The 17,898-nt window shown below is 64.8% G+C and carries 16 protein-coding genes and 3 pseudogenes; 10 read left to right on the top strand and 9 right to left on the bottom strand.

All coding sequences use genetic code 11. The features are described from left to right. The first annotated feature begins 12 nt into the window (after positions 1–12). A complete protein-coding gene (locus XBLMG947_RS11005) occupies positions 13–1,176 on the top strand; it encodes a zinc-dependent alcohol dehydrogenase (RefSeq protein ID WP_065468600.1) in 1,164 nt (387 codons plus the stop codon). Between the two features lie 88 nt (positions 1,177–1,264). On the opposite strand, the gene XBLMG947_RS23175 is transcribed toward XBLMG947_RS11005, so the two are convergent. After that, complete coding sequence (locus tag XBLMG947_RS23175; protein ID WP_065468602.1) at positions 1,265–1,432, bottom strand: hypothetical protein; 168 nt, start codon at positions 1,430–1,432, stop codon at positions 1,265–1,267. A gap of 381 nt (positions 1,433–1,813) precedes the next feature. Here XBLMG947_RS23175 and XBLMG947_RS11020 point away from each other — a divergent pair, with 381 nt between their 5' ends. Together XBLMG947_RS11020 and XBLMG947_RS11025 are read left to right on the top strand one after the other, a co-directional pair. Beyond that, on the top strand, positions 1,814–2,146 hold the full coding sequence (locus XBLMG947_RS11020) for a YkgJ family cysteine cluster protein (protein ID WP_245228157.1): 333 nt from the start codon (positions 1,814–1,816) through the stop codon (positions 2,144–2,146). 9 nt (positions 2,147–2,155) lie between these two features. After that, positions 2,156–2,377: a hypothetical protein gene (locus XBLMG947_RS11025; RefSeq protein ID WP_065468607.1), complete on the top strand. Its 222-nt coding sequence runs from the start codon at positions 2,156–2,158 to the stop codon at positions 2,375–2,377. Between the two features lie 324 nt (positions 2,378–2,701). On the opposite strand, the gene XBLMG947_RS11030 is transcribed toward XBLMG947_RS11025, so the two are convergent. Then, on the bottom strand, positions 2,702–2,914 hold the full coding sequence (locus XBLMG947_RS11030; protein WP_065468609.1) for a hypothetical protein: 213 nt from the start codon (positions 2,912–2,914) through the stop codon (positions 2,702–2,704). 333 nt (positions 2,915–3,247) lie between these two features. On the opposite strand from XBLMG947_RS11030, the gene XBLMG947_RS11035 reads away from it, so the two are divergent. The 4 genes from XBLMG947_RS11035 to XBLMG947_RS11050 are packed head-to-tail and all read left to right on the top strand — an operon-like array spanning position 3,248 to position 7,977. After that, entirely contained in the window at positions 3,248–3,985 is a 738-nt protein-coding gene (locus tag XBLMG947_RS11035) for a DUF3348 domain-containing protein (protein WP_065468612.1), read from the top strand. A gap of 10 nt (positions 3,986–3,995) precedes the next feature. After that, the gene (locus XBLMG947_RS11040; protein ID WP_065468614.1) at positions 3,996–6,653 is read left to right on the top strand and encodes a DUF802 domain-containing protein; all 2,658 of its coding nucleotides are present in this window, start codon (positions 3,996–3,998) and stop codon (positions 6,651–6,653) included. Further along, on the top strand, positions 6,650–7,324 hold the full coding sequence (locus tag XBLMG947_RS11045; RefSeq protein WP_065468616.1) for an OmpA family protein: 675 nt from the start codon (positions 6,650–6,652) through the stop codon (positions 7,322–7,324). The genes XBLMG947_RS11040 and XBLMG947_RS11045 overlap by 4 nt, the downstream gene beginning before the upstream one ends. After that, the gene (locus tag XBLMG947_RS11050; RefSeq protein ID WP_065468618.1) at positions 7,321–7,977 is read left to right on the top strand and encodes a DUF2894 domain-containing protein; all 657 of its coding nucleotides are present in this window, start codon (positions 7,321–7,323) and stop codon (positions 7,975–7,977) included. Before XBLMG947_RS11045 ends, XBLMG947_RS11050 begins: the two co-directional genes overlap by 4 nt. 192 nt (positions 7,978–8,169) lie before the next feature. On the opposite strand, the gene XBLMG947_RS11055 is transcribed toward XBLMG947_RS11050, so the two are convergent. From XBLMG947_RS11055 to XBLMG947_RS23180, 5 genes are all read right to left on the bottom strand, one after another. Then, positions 8,170–10,311, bottom strand: coding sequence for a TonB-dependent siderophore receptor (locus tag XBLMG947_RS11055; RefSeq protein ID WP_065468620.1), 2,142 nt, complete (start codon positions 10,309–10,311; stop codon positions 8,170–8,172). 87 nt (positions 10,312–10,398) lie between these two features. Beyond that, complete coding sequence (locus XBLMG947_RS11060; protein WP_065468622.1) at positions 10,399–11,667, bottom strand: DUF3526 domain-containing protein; 1,269 nt, start codon at positions 11,665–11,667, stop codon at positions 10,399–10,401. After that, on the bottom strand, positions 11,667–13,103 hold the full coding sequence (locus XBLMG947_RS11065; protein WP_065468624.1) for an ABC transporter permease: 1,437 nt from the start codon (positions 13,101–13,103) through the stop codon (positions 11,667–11,669). Before XBLMG947_RS11065 ends, XBLMG947_RS11060 begins: the two co-directional genes overlap by 1 nt. Before the next feature lie 10 nt (positions 13,104–13,113). After that, positions 13,114–13,836, bottom strand: a complete 723-nt coding sequence (locus XBLMG947_RS11070) for an ABC transporter ATP-binding protein (protein ID WP_065468626.1) — start codon at positions 13,834–13,836, stop codon at positions 13,114–13,116. A 327-nt stretch (positions 13,837–14,163) separates the two neighbouring features. After that, positions 14,164–14,346 (bottom strand): hypothetical protein, encoded by a 183-nt coding sequence (locus XBLMG947_RS23180; RefSeq protein ID WP_167352020.1) that lies wholly within the window; start codon positions 14,344–14,346, stop codon positions 14,164–14,166. Here XBLMG947_RS23180 and XBLMG947_RS11075 point away from each other — a divergent pair. Beyond that, a pseudogene (locus XBLMG947_RS11075) lies at positions 14,278–14,739 on the top strand (M14 family metallopeptidase); the annotation flags it as partial. The gene XBLMG947_RS23180 and the pseudogene XBLMG947_RS11075 sit on opposite strands and share 69 nt — an antisense overlap. Positions 14,740–14,760: 21 nt before the next feature. Here XBLMG947_RS11075 and XBLMG947_RS11080 read toward each other — a convergent pair. After that, positions 14,761–15,704, bottom strand: a pseudogene (locus tag XBLMG947_RS11080) (LysR family transcriptional regulator). A gap of 107 nt (positions 15,705–15,811) precedes the next feature. Between XBLMG947_RS11080 and XBLMG947_RS11085 the strand changes: the two are divergent. Continuing rightward, positions 15,812–16,201: pseudogene (locus XBLMG947_RS11085) on the top strand (Rid family hydrolase); the annotation flags it as partial. Between the two features lie 487 nt (positions 16,202–16,688). Next, positions 16,689–17,426: a DNA/RNA non-specific endonuclease gene (locus XBLMG947_RS11090; protein WP_065468629.1), complete on the top strand. Its 738-nt coding sequence runs from the start codon at positions 16,689–16,691 to the stop codon at positions 17,424–17,426. A gap of 105 nt (positions 17,427–17,531) precedes the next feature. On the opposite strand, the gene XBLMG947_RS11095 is transcribed toward XBLMG947_RS11090, so the two are convergent. Continuing rightward, on the bottom strand, positions 17,532–17,873 hold the full coding sequence (locus tag XBLMG947_RS11095; protein ID WP_245228158.1) for a hypothetical protein: 342 nt from the start codon (positions 17,871–17,873) through the stop codon (positions 17,532–17,534). Positions 17,874–17,898 lie beyond the last annotated feature (25 nt).

Consider the following 17,898-nt stretch of genomic DNA (forward strand, 5'->3'; position numbering starts at 1 on the left):
ACAGGAGAAGACATGCTCGCCCTCAACTATCACGGCTCACACGATGTGCGAGTCGAAACCGTGCCGGATCCACTCTTGGTCGAACGCGACGACCTGATCCTGCGCGTCACCGCCACCGCCATCTGCGGGTCGGATTTGCATCTGTACCACGGCAAGATTCCCGACCTGCACCCCGGTGACATCCTCGGTCACGAATTTATGGGCATCGTCGAGGAGGTAGGTCCGGATGTTACGGCGGTCAAGCCAGGCGACCGCGTGGTGATTCCATTCGTGGTCGCCTGCGGCCGCTGCTTCCATTGCGTGTTGCAGGAATATTCGGCCTGCGAAACCACCAATACCGGGAAGGGCGCGGCGCTCAATCACAAGGACATGCGCCCGCCCGCGGCGTTGTTCGGCTTCAGTCATTTATACGGTGGCTTGTCCGGTGGTCAGGCAGAATACGTGCGCGTGCCCAAGGCCAATGTCGGCCCACTGGTCGTACCGGATGCCCTGCATGACGAGCAGGTCTTGTTCCTGTCCGACATCCTGCCGACCGGCTATCAGGCCGTGATCGATGCCGGCGTCAAACAGGGCTCCACCGTTGCCATCTTCGGTGCCGGTCCGGTGGGCCTGATGGCCGCCGCGTGCTGCCGCATGCTGGGGGCCGAACGCATCTTCATGGTCGACCGGCATGCCTATCGGCTGGACTTTGCGTCCAAGGCCTATGGCGTGATTCCGATCAACTTCGACGAGGTCGACGATCCCGCCGATGTCATCGTGTCGCAGACCAACGGCCGGGGCGTGGATGCCAGCATCGAGGCAGTCGGCTTCGAGGCCGAAGGCAGCGCGATCGAAACTGCATTGACGAATTTGAAACTGGAAGGCAGCAGCGGCGTTGCGATCCGGCAGTGCATTGCCGCAACCCGTCGCTGCGGTGTGGTGAGCGTTCCGGGTGTGTATGCGGGTTTCATCCACGCCTTCATGTTTGGCGACGCGTTCGATAAGGGACTGAACTTCAAGATGGGCCAAACGCATGTGCAGAAGCATATGCCGCATTTGCTGGAATGCATCGGCAATGGCGAGCTCAAACCCAATTCGATCATTTCACACCGCATGCCACTGGCAGATGCGGCGCGCGGCTACGAGCTATTCGACAAGAAGCAGGACGATTGCCGTAAGGTCGTGCTGACGCCGTAATCGCGCGGATGTTGCAGACGCAGATGGCGCGGTTATCGACCGCGCCATCTGCTTTTTTCCGCGGCGGGCGAGCGCCTGCCGCACAGGCTCAGTCCAGCGGTTTGGCCGGCACGAACGGCGAGACGGGGTCACTGGCCGGAAAGGTTTCTTCCACCGCTTCGTCTTGTAGCGCGTCCTGCTTGTCGTGGTCGTGCTGCGCTTCGTCGTGAGCATCGGTTTGTCCGTGCGTGGATGGATTGGGGTTGAATGTATCCATGTCTGTTTCCTGCGACGTGAGGTGGACCACCACGCTACGGCGCGCTGCGTTGGCACAGGTGAAAAGCGTCTTCGCAGATCAACGACAAAGGCAACGTAGTGCGCGACACACGGCGCATCGGGTGCGGCCACGCATGACCGCCAGATGCGGCACAGCCCAGCGCTTGTCTTGCTCACAGGCCGCACCGCATGCGTGATCCGTGCGTGCGCCTTCGAGGCAGCGCGGGCGCACTGGTTGCCGCAGGCAGCGATGTTCCGAATTCTGGTGCCCACCCAACACAGCGCGCACCTTTACAAGCTGTACCGCATGCGTGCGGCCACGCGGCGTCGGTTCACACCCTGACGCGCCCAGGGTGTATGGTGCGTTGGCGACCGGAATCCGGTGTCGCCCTCATTCACTCTGGCCTTTTCCATCGACAATCTCTGCGAACGCTGCGACGCCGTCTGTTGCCGGCTCACCGTCCTGGTCGATCCATCCGACCGTATCCCACACCATCTCACCAGCGTCACGCCGCAAGGCTTGCACGTGATGGCGCGCGACGAGGAAGGCTGGTGCGTGGCCATCGACGCTGCGCGCATGTGTTGCTCGATCTACGAGACGCGGCCGGCGATCTGCCGGCGTTTCGTCATGTCCGGCCCGTATTGCCGCGACGTGCGTGCCACCTACGACGACCAACGCCGCCGGGGCATTCCCTTGACGCTTTACAACGCATGAGGATTCGCGATGAATAATTCCCGCCGCCAGTCGATGACCGTCAGTAATCAGCCAGGCAAGCCGCGATTGTCCGAACAGCGTTTGGCCGCCGATCTGGAAGCGTTCCAGCAATCCGGTGGCGCAATCGAACGCCTGGGCGATACGCCGTTGCGTCGTGAGAAAAAGCGCGGCGCGCCAGAGGCAGCGCCCATCGCGGCAGTCAAACCGGCCGCCAAAGCCGACGCCGAGTAAACAGCGCAGCGGCAGCACGCGTCTTGCGTCTGCCGATTCGGATGCACTATCTGCAGCGCGAGACCTGCTGGGCGGCGACAGGGATCGCATCGCACGGTAAAGCGTGCTGCGTGCTCCGTAGCTGGATGCATCGCCGACGCCTACACGGATCTGGCACCCGCGATCCCCGACGCCAAGCAAGATGCGCGGCGATCACGACACCAACGCGCCAAGGCAGCGCGCGATCTGCGCAACCCTGCACGCATATGCGCGAGCAGCCCATCACCGCAGAACGCGACATCATGCACCCCGCGAGGCGCGGCCATCTCGTCAGGCAATCGACGGCTACAGCAGTTGTGCGCGCTTGATCGCGCCAAACCCTTGTGCCAGCGAGGCCATTTCGTTGGCCAACGCAACCACGTTGCCGCCGGCCTGCGCCGCGATGCCCATGATGCGTTGATACGCGTCCCAGAAGTCCGCCCCATTGCCATAGGCATCGTGGAACCCTTGCAGTTCCAAGACCAGCAGATCGGACACTTGGATGTCGGAGCGGTCCATTGTGTTACCTCGTTGGAGGATTTCCCCGGTCCGCAGCTTATACCCGTTCACCTTACAAAACAGGGTCAGCCAGACGGCCGGAGATCCGAACCTGAATTTGTTACGGAACCCGACCGGCTACGCTGCGCGAGGCTTAAGGTTGGGTCTGCTTGCGCCACAGCCCTGCGCACGGTCACGAGTAGCGCAGGATGCCAGGCCGCCGCCACACGGTGGCCCGCAACCCACCTAGCTGAATGCCACCCCGCCTGGACCCGGCGGCCCGCCCACAGCTCCTGCGGAACGCACCGGCCTGTGTGCATTCCCGTGTAAAATTCCGGGTTTTTGACCGGAAGAATGGCGAAAGTTTCTCCACGGGCGCCCTTGTCGGGCCCGGCGTTCATTCGCCTGCTTGCTCGCCTCAGCGACGCGCACATCGCCCAATCCAACCACGCGCTGGCCGACAGACTCAGCCAGTGGATCGACTGGACGCGTGCGGTTGCGGTGTCCAAGGCGCTGGATGGCAAGCTGCCCGACAGCGACGACCTGCCCGAACCGCGCCCGCTCGATGCCGAGGCGTGCACGCGCGTGCGCGCCGGGCTGGCCACCAGCAGTGTGGCCGATCTGGACGCGCTCATCGCGCGCGCGCGCGTCGAAGCCCGCGACGCCGCGCTCGCAGATGCGCCGATCGCCATGCCCGATTACGCGCCGTTCCGGCAGCATTACCTGGCCATGCAACGCGCCATGCGCACCGTTACCGGCGATTTGCGCGGTCGCCTGCGTGATCTGCTTGCATTGGTCTCACCCGACATGGCGCGGTTGGCCGAAGTAGATGCGGTGATGGAACTCACCCTGAGCCCGCGCGAGCAGAGCCTGTTGAACACCGTGCCGAACCTGCTCGGCGCACATTTCGAACGCCTGCGCGATGCCGCGCAGGCGCACCACCAGCATGCCGATGACGATGCCGCTCCACGCGCGGTGTCCGATGGCTGGCTGGATGTCTTCCGCAAAGACATGCAGAGCGTGTTGCTCGCCGAACTGGATGTTCGTTTTCACCCGATCGAAGGTCTGCTTGCAGCGCTTCGTACCCGCTAACTGGGACGTCATGTTCAAAACTCTCGTACACGTGTGTGTGTTTCTCGTCGGCCTGTTGGCGGTGTGCTGGGTCGGCATCGGCTATCTGGGCTCCAACCCGCTGGGCGCCTGCGTCGCGGCGGTGATCGGCGCCTGTTATGTGGCCGGCGCATTGGAGCTGTATCGCTACCGCCAAGCAACTGCGACGCTGGAAGCGGCAGTCGATGGGCTGACCACGGCGCCTTCGGCCCTGAGCGATTGGCTGCAGGCGATACACCCCGGCCTGCGCAATGCGGTGCGCCTGCGCATCAAGGGCGAGCGTGTCGCGTTGCCGGCACCGGTACTGACGCCGTATCTGGTCGGCCTGCTGGTGTTGCTGGGCATGCTCGGCACCTTGCTAGGCATGATGGCCACGCTCAAGGGCACCGGCTTTGCATTGCAGAGCGCCACCGACCTGCAGGCGATTCGCGGCTCGCTCGCCGCACCGGTGGAAGGCCTGGCATTTGCGTTCGGCACCTCGATCGCCGGCGTGGCGACATCGGCCATGCTGGGGCTGTTGTCGGCACTGTGCCGGCGCGAGCGCCTGCAGGCAGTGCAGCGGCTGGATCTGAAGATCGCCGCCGAACTGCACCCGCATTCGGATGCGCATCAACGTAGCGAAGCGTTCAAGTTGCAGCAACAGCAAAGCGCCTTGATGCCGGCCTTGATCGACCGGCTGCAGGCGCTGATGCACAACATCGAACAGCACAGCATCGCCGCCGACGAACGCCTGGCCACACAGCAGGCCGACTTCCACGCAAAAAGCGAAGCGGCGTATGCGCGGCTCGCGACGGCAATGGAGCAATCGCTGCACGCCGGTGTCGCCGAAAGCGCACGCGCCGTCGGCGCGGCGTTGCAGCCGGCGATGGAAGCCACCATGGCCGGCATCGCGCGCGACACCGCCGCATTGCAGGCGCACGTCACGCAGGCCGTACAGCAACAGCTGGACGGCATTACCCACGGCTTTCACACCAGCGCCAGCACCGCAGCCGAGCACTGGAGTACGGCGTTGGCGGCGCAGGAGCGCGCACAGCAGACCCACAACGCACAGCTGCAAACCACGCTGGAACAACTTGCCAGGCACAGCGTTGCCTTGCAGGAACGCGTGAGCGGCGCGGTGCAGCAGCAGTTGCACGGGGTCAGTGCCGCCATTGAGCAGAGCGCACGTACGGCGGCCGAACAATGGCAGGTGGCATTGGCCGCACAGGAACGGACGCAGCACACGTTGACCGAGCAGTTGCAGGGCACGCTGGAACAGATCGACCAGCGCAGCGTTGCCGTGCAGGACAGCGTCAGCCAGGCAGTGCAGCAGCAGTTGAGCGCACTCAACGATGGCTTTGCCCGCAGCACCGTAGCCACCGCAGATACCTGGGCCGCCGTGCTTGCCGAGCAGCAACGCGCCACCGAAGCGCTCAGCACGCAACTGCACGCGACCCTCGAGCAACTGGCGCAACAGACCAGCGCATTGCACGAAGGCGTGCAGCAGGCCGTGCAGCGCCAGCTGGCTGGCTTGAGTCGCGGCTTCGACACCAGCACCGCCACTGCAGCGGCCACATGGACGGCAGCGGTGGCCGAACAGCAGCGCGCCAATCACGCGCTCACGCACGAGTTGCAAACCACGCTCACGCAATTCGCCAACACCTTCGAGGCACGCTCCGCCGCGTTGGTGGATACGGTCTCGCAACGCATGGAGCAATCCAGCAGCGACACCGCCAGTGCGTGGAGCGATGCACTGGCCCAGCAACAACGGGCTAGCGCCACGTTGTCCAGCCACCACCACGGTGCACTCGCCGCGGCCACTGCCAGTTTCGATGCGCATGCGGCGGCCCTGGTCGGCACTTTGCAGCAATCGCACACCGACCTGCAGGCGGCATTGGAAGCGCGCGACACCGAGCGCCTGGCGTTGTGGAGCGAGCGCTTCGGCGCGATGAGCACGGCCTTGATCACACAGTGGGAACAGACCGGCGAGCGCGTTGCCCAACAACAGCAGGCCGTCTGCGACACCCTGGCCAGCACCGCCAGCGCGTTGTCGACACAGGCGCAGGCACAGGCCAGCGCGACGATCACCGAAGTGTCGCGCCTGATGCAGATCGCCTCCGAAGCGCCCAAGGCCGCCGCCGATGTCGTCGCAGAGTTGCGCCAGAACCTGTCCGAAAGCATGGTGCGCGATACCGCCATGCTGGAAGAACGTAGCAAACTGCTTGCGACCCTGGACACCTTGCTCAACGCAGTCAATCACGCCTCGACCGAACAACGCGAAGCGGTCGATGCACTGGTCACCACTTCGGCGGACCTGCTGCAGCGCGTGGGCAGTCAGCTCACCGAGCAGATCGGCAGCGAAACCGGCAAGCTCGGCGCGGTGGCCGCGCATGTCAGCGGCAGCGCGGTGGAAGTGGCCAGCCTGGGCGAAGCCTTCGGCGTGGCGGTGCAGCTCTTCAGCGGCACCACCAGCGAACTCAATGCGCGCCTGCAGCACGTTGCGACTGCATTGGATGCGTCGCTGGCACGCAGCGACGACCAGCTGGCCTATTACGTGGCACAGGCACGCGAAGTGGTCGACCTCAGCATGCTCTCGCAGAAGCAGATCATCGAAGAACTACGCCAGCTCGATCGCGGGCGTCGCGATACCGGCGAAGCAGAAACGGCATGAGCGACGAGATCGAAAGCGACGGCGATGCCGGCACCCCCATCTGGGCGGCGTTCGGCGATCTGATGTCGGTCCTGCTGGGCGCGTTCGTGCTGATCCTGGTCGGCGTGATCGGCGTGCAGTTGCAACTGTCCAGCCGCCTGGATGCAGAAGTCAAACAACGTCAGGCCGAAGCGCGACGTCGGCAGACGCTCGAGCAGGCACTGGCCGCACCGCTGGCGGCCGGCCGCGTGACCCTGGTCGATGGTCGTATCGGCATTCGCGGCAACGTGCTGTTTGCGTTCAACTCCGATGAACTGGAGCCGGAAGGGCGCGAGGTGCTGAAGTCGCTCGCCGCACCATTGGCGCAGTACCTGCGCGCGCGCGAAGAGATCCTGATGGTCAGCGGATTCACCGACGACCGCCCGGTGTTGGGTGGCAATCGTCGCTACGCCGACAACTGGGAACTGTCCGCGCAACGCGCTCTCACGGTGACGCGTGCATTGATCGCCGAAGGGGTACCGGCGGCATCGGTGTTCGCAGCCGCATTCGGCTCGCAGCAACCGGTGGACTCCAACGCCGACGAAGCCCGTCGTGCGAAGAACCGCCGCGTGGAGATTGCGCCGATCGCGCGTCCATCGTCGTCGCGTGCAGCGTCGTCGACTCGGCCCGCTGCGGCCGCTGCACCACGATGAGCAAGCCGGCGATTTCTGCGCGTACGCAATTGCAGCGCTGGCGCGACCAGGGCGCCAATCGACTGGATCCAGTGCGCTTCCATCTGATGGAGTCCCTGGCAGCGCGTGCCGACACGCAAGCCGACGCAGTGCGTGAGGTCCTCGAAGACAAACTCGGCGCATTGGTCGATGGCTATGCGACAGCGCTAAAGCAACCTTCCCGTCGCCGCGCCTCCACCGATGCGGCGGCGCCAGCGGCGGCACAGCCCAGCGCATTGGGTGCACTCACCGCGCAGATGACCGGCCATGCAGCATTGATGGAAGTGGACAGTCGCAAGACCGCCAGCGCAGATGCCATGCTGTTTCCTGAGCTGCCGGCGCTCGACGATTTCCGTCGCACCTGGACCACCGTGCGGACCGCCAGCCAGGTACGGCAGTCGCTACAGGATGCGCCCAAGGATGCCGGCCCGCTCAATTCCAGCGTGCTGGTGCATCGCTGCATCACGCTGATGCGCGAACGCTCGCCCGGCTACCTGCAACATTTTCTTGGCTATGTGGATGCGTTGTCGTGGCTGGAGCAGCTGCACACCGGCGGCGCGTTGGCCAGCGAAGCGTCTGCGCCAATTTCGCCGGGCAAGAAGCGCAGCAAGGTTCCGCCGACGCGGCGGCGCTAACGCAAGCACTGCGTTGGTCGGCGCAACGTTCTATCGGCGTGGTCGGTTGCCGGCATGCTTGACGCGTCACACGGCATGTGTGGCTCACATTGCATGCGCAACGCCGACCACCGCGGCATCCATCGCACGCTGCCTATCGACACCGTGCGCTCAGCGTTCTTGCTGAGCCAGACTAAGGGCAGCGCGCACGCGTCAGAACCGCAAATGCGCGCCCACTGTCCAGCTGCGCGGTGCCCCCGGATACACCCACTGTTCGCTATACGAAAACGCGGCGTAGCGGCGATCGGTGAGGTTCTCGACCTTGGCATACAGGCGTAGCCGATCGCTCAGATCGTAATGGCCGACCAAGCGCCACACGGTGTACGCCGGCAGCACGAAATCGGTGTTGCTATCGACCGAACCGAGCCGCTCCCCAGTGCGCGACACGCCCAGACCCACTGCCGCGCTGCGTTTTCCGGTCAACGGCTGTTCGTAATTCAAGAACGCGTTGCCGCTGAAACGCGGCACATTCGGAAACCGCCGGCCCTCGGCCAGCCCGGTAGCGGCGGCGGCAGCGCTGCTGCGCGTCACTTGCGAATCGGTATAAGCCAGGCCCACCGATGCGGCCAGGCGCGGGGTCAATCTGCCGAGCAGATCCAGTTCCACGCCTTGGCTGCGCATCTGGCCCACCGGCAACGAAAAACTGGTGTCGGCCGGGTCCAGGCTCAACACGTTCTTCTTGTCGATGCGGAACGTGGCCAGCGTGGCTTCCAGACCATCGCCGGGCTGCACGTATTTCAGCCCGGTCTCCAGCGCGCGGCTCTTTTCAGGTGCAAAGCTCTGCCCATTGGCGCCGACCCCGCTGTTGGGGCGGAAACCCGCCGCCGCACTCGCATACAGCGAGAGCGCATCGTCGAGATGGAACGTCATGCCCGCACGCGGGCTCACCACACCGTCGGAAGCGCGCTGGGTCGTGCCGCGCAAGCGGTTGTCCAGGTCTTGTTGGTAGTGATCGTAGCGTAGCCCGAGCAAGGCCTTCCAGCGCGTACTCAGATCGATCTGATCCTGCGCGTACGCACCCCACACCTGCTGGCGCTCATCGGTATCGGTAATGGTGGACAGCCGCCCTGGCTGTGCCACGCCATAGCGCGGCGCCAGCACGTCGATGCTGTATGGCGTGGCCGCGGAACGGGCACGTTGCTGAAAACGGCTGTCGTCGAAGCGGTTGCCGTCGATGCCGAACAAGACGTGATGCACCACACTGCCCGCCTGCAGGTTGCCAAGCAATTCCGCACGCGCCGCGATATCGCGGCCCTGGTAATCGCGGTAACGGCGTTCGCGGCGCAGGGTGCGCTGGTCGGCCTGCAATGTCCACGGCTCGGTGGAAAATCCGCGCATGCCGCTATCGCGGTAGCTCGCCCCACCCTGCAACGACCACGTTGCATTCAGACCATGCACCACGAACAGCTGGTGCCCGGTGGAATGCAAATCGATATCGCCATCGCGCGGCTCGCCCAGAAAGCGCGACGCCGGTAGCCGGTTGGCATCGCCATTGATGGCGGTCACGCCGCGATCGAATGGCGTATGGAGACGCACCGCCTCCAACTCATACGACACCGTGGTGTCGGGCGTCGGCATCCACAACAGCGACGGCGCCAGCAAGGTGTTGTCGCTGTCGACGGTGTCGCGAAAACTGTGCTGGTCCTTGTGCATCGCGTTCAAACGGTACGCCACGTTTTCGCTCAGCGGGCCGGTGCTGTCGACGGCGGCGCGATAATTGTCGAAGCGACCGGCCGACACATCCAGGCTGTTCTGCGGCTGAAACAGCGGCTTCTTGGTGACGATGTTGATCGCCCCACCCGGCTCGCCACGCCCGTACAACGCCGACGCCGGCCCCTTGATGACCTCGATGCTCTGCGTGTTGGCGGCATCGCGCAGGCCGTTGTAACCGCGGCTGGCGTTGAAGCCGTTGACCATGTAGTCCGAACTGAAATTCGGGTCGCCGGTGAAGCCACGCACCGAATAACTGTCCCACAGCCCGCCCAGGTTATTGGCCTTGGTGATGCCGCTGGCCAGCTCCAGCGCGCCAGCCAGATCGGTGATCCCGGCATCGTCGAGCAACGTCCGGTCTAGCACGCGTGCACTGATCGGCAAATCACGCAGCGGCGCATCGGTCTTGGTGGCGCCGGTAATGCTCAGCGCGCGGTATGGCGTGTATTGGCTGCGCACCTGCACCGCATCCAGATCGCGCGCCTGCAGTTCGGCAGCCTGCGCACAGGCAATGCCGCAGGCGCAGGCCAGCAGACTGAGCAAGGGCAGCGTGTGCAACATGTGGCGGCGCGGGAACACGGGCATCGGGTAGAACTCCTGAAAGACCCGGGCGCAGCACGTCCGGGACGCAAGTGAAAAAACGAAAGGACAAGAGGTGAAACGCGGCTGTCGCTATGACGCAGGATCGGCCGTTGCATCGAACCGTGGCGCGCGTCCGAAGTCGTCGCGCGTAAACGGGCGGTCGCGGAACAGATAACCGTAGTAGAAGGTGCGCAGCGCCCGGTGATACGCGCGAATGCGGTCCTGATACGCCAGCTGTGCCTGCAGATCGGTGTCGGCCAGGCGGGTCAGCGCCGCCTGCAGCGCAACCGGCGGCAGCACGCTGGCCACGCGTTGCGCCAGCGCTTCGCGCCGCTGCAGCCCTTGGCGATACGCTGCCACCTGGGGCGCTACCTGCTGGTCGCCATTTTCGTGAAATGCGAAGTACCACTTGTAGTGGAACGCTTCGGTCAGCGGCGCGGAATCGGCCCACTGCGGATTGCGCGCATAGAACACCTGCATGGTGTTCTGGCGCGGAATATCCCAGGCACGGTTGACTGCCTCGCGCTGCAGCCGCGCGATCTCGGTGCCCTGGTTGACCGGCACCGCCTGATTGATTGCCACGTGCGCCAGCGCCGGCGCCACCAGCGCCAGCACTACCCAGCAGCTGGCCAACGCCGTGGCATGCGCCGCAGGCCGCCACTGGATGCGCCCAACCAGCACCGACAGCAGCACCCAGAACACGAGATACGCGCAGCTCAGCGCGAGCACTGCCAGTTGCTGCAGCCACGGCACCGCATTGAGCGTTGCGAAAATGACAAACGGCACGCTCAGGCACAACAGCACTGCCGCCGCGCGCACCACCACACGTCGCACCAACAACGCGGTGCCCGCACCCGGCAACGCAGCGAGCATGCGTGCCCGGCCGGCTTCACGCTCGCCGGACCGCAGATCGAACAGCAGCGCGATCACGAACAGCGGCAACAGGAACACCAGCACGAACGCATAGTCGAAGCGGCCAGCCAGGACGAGCTCGGGGTTGTAGCTGTCGCCGTCATGGATCTGCGCTTCCAACCCCAGCGCGCGCACACGCAAGATGTACGGCGACACATCGCGCATGCCCACTGCCGCAAACGCCAGTGGCGATGGCGTGTCCCAGGTAGGGTGAAAGCTGTAATAGGCCGCGCTCCCAGCATCGTTGGAACGCACCACGTAATCTTCCACCGCAGCGCTGTCTTCGCGGTGCAACGCTGCAATCTTCGCGATGTTGTCGCGTTGCGCTGCAATCACGTGCTGCCCGGACAACAGGCTGCAGACGGTCAGCACTGCAAGCAACAACAGCCCGGCCAGCGCCGCACGTGCGCGCAGCAGCAACAGCAGTTCGTATTTCCACAGCACCATCAGCGCGCCACTCCCACACGTCGCCCGGCTGCAACCAGCAGGCACAGCGCAGCGAGCAACCAGGCGCCGATCAGGCCAAACGCCGCGCCTGCCGTACCGATCACGTCGGTGGCGGCGGCCGGCTGGAAGGCGAACACCGGAATCTCATGCCAGTGTTCCGACGAAATACGCTTGCGGCGGTCGGCGCCGGCGTCCTGCGCGGTGTCGTCGGCCATGCGCACCGCATCGGCCTGCAGGCGATTGAGCTGCTGCACCAAGGTGTAGCGATAGTGTTCGGCCTGCGCCAGGAACCGCAGGTGCGCGCGCAGATCGGTTTCTGCCAGCGTCATCGAGACGTCGCGCAGCGCCACCGTCGGGCTTAGCAGCGCACAGGCGCGCACCAGCAGATTCTGTTGCTGCTGGATGGACGCATCGCGGCCTGCGTAACGCTCGAACAGGCTTGCGGTCAGCCGCTCGCCTTCCAGGGCCAGCAAGCCTTTGTAGTTGACCGGCAGATCTTCCACACGCTGCACGCCGTAACGGGCCAGCGTCTGCTGCTTGAATTGCGCAAAGTGCGGGTCGTCCGGATTGTGGCTGTCGCCGAGCGTGCGCAGGTCGCGCTGAATCGCCACGTCGGTTTCCAAACGGGTCGGCAGGCGATACGCGGCACTGGCCACGTCAGGCGCTATCCGCGGGACCAGCAAGGCCAGCCAGACCCATACCGCGAGCGACACCAGCAGCGCATCGCGGCCGCGCCGGCACAGTATCGACACCACCAGCACCAGCGCGCACCACACCAGCAGATACACGCTATAGGCCAGCACCAGCAGCGCAACCAGCGGCGCTTGCCCCGGCAACAATGCGATGGGTGCCAGGCCGACCAGGGCCGGCAACAGGCAGGCGCCTGCAACCGCAGCTAGCGCGAGGTATTTGCCACCGAGCAATTGCCTGCGCGTGGCGCCCTGCAGCAACAGCGCGCGCAAGGTACCGGTTTCCTGCTCGCGCGCCACTGCGCCATAGCCCAGGAATACCAGCATCAGCGGTGCCAGCACCTGCAGCACGAACGCAGGCGTCAACTGGCCGAAACGCACCAGCAACGAACTCTGACGCACATCGCCGAAGTTGGCGGTGTTCTGGCGGTGGCCTTCCAGAAACATGCTGTTGCCAGTGAACGCATCCACGCCGGAATCGAATGCGGCCAGCGCCGGTAACGGCCGATAGATGAAGTGGCCGTAGTGCACCACACGATGCGGATGCCGGTCCGGTTGCGCTTCGAAGGCGTGCTGTGCGGCTTGTTGCTGACGCGCACGGAAGTCGGCGACTTCGCGCTGATGGTGCGCAGCGGTCAACGCCGCCACCAAGGTGAGCAACATCAGCAACACCACACCGATGGCAGCGGAACGGTTGCGCGCCATAAAGCGCAGTTCTTCGCGTGCGACCAACACCACGGGACTCATGCATGCAGCCTCATGCTGCCTGGTCCTGTGGACGCGCGAAACGCGCATGCAGGGTGCGCACATCGAAGCCGCTGTCGCCAGCGCCGATCTCGTCGGCAATCCGGCCGTTTTCGAGAAAGCCGATGCGGTCGGCCACATCCACCGCACCGAGCAGATCGTGCGTAACCATCAGCACCGCAGCGCCGCGCGCGCGCGCGCTGCTCACCAGGCGGTTGAAATCGGCGATGGCGCGCGGATCCAGCCCGGAAGTGGGCTCGTCCAACAGCAACACGGGAACCTCGCGCAGCGTGGCCACGGCAATCGCCACCTTTTGCCGCATGCCCTTGGAGAACCCTGCCAACCGTTGCGACCAGGCGTCGCGCTGCAGGCCAGCGGCCGCGAATGCCTCGCCGATGGCGGCCTGACTGCGGCGCTGGCCGGCCAAGGCGAGCAGATAGTCTGCATTTTCCAGCGCGCTCAGGTGTTCATAGAGCGCCACGTTCTCCGGCAGATAGGCCAGCCGCGCACGCGTCTTGCCGGGGTCGGCGACCGGATCCACGCCATCTACCCGCAAGCTGCCGGAGACGGGTGTGACGAAGCCCAGCAACGTGGACAGCGTGGACGACTTGCCGGCGCCATTGCCGCCCAGCAAGGCATAGACGGTACCGGGCGCGACATCAAGGTTCAGCCCTTGCAGGACCGCGCGGCCACGGTAGCCAACGTGCAGCTCGGAGATTGAAATCGCGGAAGTCATTGGAAAACTCAAAAGGCACAACTAAGAAATGTCATGTGAATGATACGTTATCACATTGCTCAGAGGCCAGATTGGCAACCTCGTCAGCCTTGGCTTGCTAGCCGCCTGGACACTCCTGACAGCGCTGGTCGCGTTGCTCTTGCACACCAGCGACCAGCGCCGGACAGCAGACACACCCAGCCCAGAGCCATGCGCGCCGCCACGGCATGCGGGCACCCGCACACCCAGCTATCCACCACGCGAGACCCTCACGCCCCACATGACTTCCGGTACGGGCAGCTGCAACCCGCACCACGCTCTCCACGCATCCGACCGACACCCGCGTGCTCACGCCGATGCCTGCAACACATCGCGCAGCACCCGGCGCGTCGCCAACGTGCTGGCCCTCGCACTGTTCGCCGGCGCAGCGCTCAACGCGCAACCCATCGACACCAGCGCGCCCTCGACGCGCACGGCATCCACTACGAACGTCTGCAGCAACCCGCCCAGCGCACGGTGCAGCAGATGCATATCGCCAAGACCGGCAACGAGCAGATCCCGCACACCCACGAGGTGGAGGAAGTCTTTCCTGCCGGCAGCATCCGAGTGCCAGCCGATCAGCCGATGCGCATGTTGGCCGCTGCGTTGCTGGAACCGCGCAGCAACGATTCGCTGCTGGCCAGCGGACGTTTCCGCAACGCCGACAGCCCCGACAGCGGGTTGTCTGCCACCGAGCTGATTGAATTCAGCGAACGCGTCTTGCGCAGCGATGCCGCATTGCGCCGCCAATTCGAGCATCAGCTGGCCAACGATGCTGCGTTCCGCGCCGATGGCGATGCGCGCCTGCAGTGGGTGTCCGCACGCTCGCCCTATGCGGCGATCAGCGGCTGGCGGTATCCGGTGCAACGCGAAGTGAAACGATAGCGCCGCGCAATACCGCAGCGCTTACCGTGGAGCGGGCGTCATCAACGGCGCATGCGCGTCCACCAGCGCGATCACCCAATCGATGAAAACACGCAGCTTGGCGCTGACGTGGCGGTTGGGTGGGAAGGCAATCGACAACGGCATCGCTTCCAGCTGCCAGTCCTGGAAGATCGGCACCAGCTCGCCGCTGGCCACATGCGCGTTGGCCATGTACACCGGCAGCCACAGCACACGCATGCCCGCTAACCCGGCGGCGAGGTACGCGTTGCCATCGTCGGCGGCCACCACATGGCGGCCGCGCACGCGCACCGCTTCGTCGCCGCGTTGCATCACATACGGCACGGTCTTGCTGCTGCGCCAGCGCATGAAGCCGACGCAGCGATGCTGGGTCGTTTCCAACTCCGCCGGGTGCGTCGGGGTTCCCAGCCGCTGCAGATAACCGGGCGCTGCGTACACGCCAGCCTGCAGGTCGCCCACGTGGCGCGCGATCAGCGATTGGTCGGTGATGGTGCCGCCGCGTATCACGCAATCCACATTTGCGCCGATCAGATCCACGCGACGGTCGCTCACGCCCATGTCCAGCTGGATATCCGGATAACGCGCATGAAAGCCGGCAATGCCGGCATCAAGATCAGCCGCACCAACGGGCTGGGGACATCCACACGCAGGCGCCCGCGTGGCAACGTCGCTGCGGCAGACAGACTGGTTTCGGCCTCGTCCATGTCCGCGAGCAGGCGTAGCACACGCTCGTAATAGGCTGCGCCGTCGGCAGTGAACTGCACCCGGCGCGTGGTGCGGTTGAGCAACGTCACCCGCAGGCGCGCTTCCAGTTGCTGCACCAGCTGGGTCACGCTGGCCCGGCTCATGTGCAGCTGTTCGGCAGCCTTGGTGAAGCTGCCGGTCTCGACCACACGTGCGAACGCCTGCATTGCATCGAACCGATCCACCGTTGCCCCCGACTCCAAGATTGTTTGGATTCTACAAACAGTGTTGGTCGATCCTGCCGATTTATCGCGCCTGCAGACGCGTCTAACGTGAACGCCCGATCTGATGCACGTCGATGGAGAATCCCATGGCCACACGCGACGTTGTTTTCCCGCAAGGGCGTCACGCCCTGTACGAGCGCCACCATTACGCGCCGGCGGTGCATGCCGAAGGCCTGCTGTTCGTCGCCGGCCAGGTCGGCAGCCGCGAAGACGGCTCGCCCGAGCCCGAGCTGGATGCCGAGATCGCCCGCGCCTTCGCCAACCTGGATGCCATCCTCGCCGCAGCCGGCTGTACCTCGCAGGACGTGGTCGACGTCACCTTGTTCATGGTCAACCCCGATGTCGTGTTGGAGGCGATGTGGGACACATGGGTCAGCGATTGGGGGCCGGCACCTTACCCCACCGTCACCGCGGTCGGCGTGACCTGGCTGGCCGGCTTCCGGTTCGAGATCAAGGTGGTGGTCAAACTGCCGGCCACGACGTCACCGCTCTTGGCGAAGCGCGCCGCATCGTTCGACCTGCCCCGCACGGCGTTCGCAACAGACCTGCGCCCTCACGACAAGGGATTAGCGCGCTTGGCATCATTGAAACGTGCGATAGACCGCGCCTGGCTTGCCAGTGCGTGGTTTTCATGTTGCCGCGCCGCGCGAAGTGATCGTGGCGCCATGCCGGCAGCGGACGTCGTCGAAGACCATCGTCGAGATCATCCGCATCCTTGAGGGCATCGCCGGCATGCCGACAGGTGAGCGCTAGGTCGCACGTCGAAGCAAAAATTCAAGCAATTGCATGCTCCTCATGTCTACGTCACCAAAGAGCAACGTTCGCATGCGATAGCTAGTCGCGCTCGCTCCGCAGCGAGCCTTCTGTTCTCCCCTTAGCGCGCGTTCGCTGCAACGTCGCTGTGCGCATGCACAGCCGGCGGCGGTCTCGTGCGTCCGATTGATTTCAAGGAGATTCACTCCCATGCGCTTCAGGACTTTCTTCGTCGTTCTGCTTCTCACTGCCTTCAGCGCCGCAGCGCAAGCGCAGGTCGTTACCCTCAACAAGGGCGGCTATACGCTGACATACGACTGCACCAACCGCACCGCGCTGCGTTACGAATATGTGCTGCAGACCGACACGGGTTCGGCTGCGCGTCCGTCCAGCTTCAACCTGGATACCGAACTGCCCAGCGGCTGCGCCGGGCAGACCTCCACCGCCTCGTATGCCAGCGTGCGCTCCGGCTTCGACCGCGGCCATCTGGTGACCTCCAACCACATGGACTACAACGCAAGCTATATCCGCAGCGCCAACCTCATGAGCAACATCGTGCCGCAGGTGGCCAGCTTCAATCAGGGCATTTGGGTCCGCGCCGAGAATGTGGCCGAGTGCTACCGCGACATCGCCAGCGTGCAGGTCTATGGCGGAGTGATCTACAGCGACACCAGCAATGATTACTTCCTCACCAGCCACGGCATCCGCACCCCGGATTTCTTCTGGAAGACCATCATCACCGCCAACCCGAGCGGCGGTTCGCGCGCCATCAGCTGGCTGATTCCCAATAGCGCCAACCTGGGTTCGCTGGACAGCTACATCGTCAGCATCGACGAACTCGAAGACCTCTACGGCGCCAGCACCATCGGCATCAGCGCACCGGCCGCCGTGAAAGCGATGCTGCCGTCCACCATCTGGCCGCAGCCGAGCAATTGCGACCTGGGCTGAGAGACATGTGCCAACTCTGGGCGTCTGATCCAGCGCAAGGCCCGGGACATCCGGGCCTCGTTGTCGTTGCAGGCAGCGGCCAACCCCGCCCACTGCAACGGGCACTCAGGCATCGTGCGCAACAAGCGCTGCAAACCAATCCGCATACGGGGTGTTCTTGACCAGATGCCGATTGAAATCGTGTGCGCCATCGCTCCACCACACCAGGCCGCGTTCTCCCAAGGCCGTCTTGGCACGGTCAACCGCCGCGCGCGCCGCGGCCAGCCGCCCGGCATCGTCGTCGCGCCTGGCCGCCTTGACCGCGCGTCGCGCGTCCATCAACGCGCTGACCAGCCCGGCACGGACGTCGTCGCGCAGATGCGGGTTGGCGGTGCGCCAGAGCCGGCCGCGTACGATCAGATAACGGCCATCGGGCGTGAGCACAGGCGTGGAGGACGCAACAGTCACGGCATTGACATCGGCTGCAGGCAAG

It is taken from the genome of Xanthomonas bromi (assembly GCF_900092025.1).
Taxonomy (GTDB): Bacteria; Pseudomonadota; Gammaproteobacteria; order Xanthomonadales; family Xanthomonadaceae; genus Xanthomonas; species Xanthomonas bromi.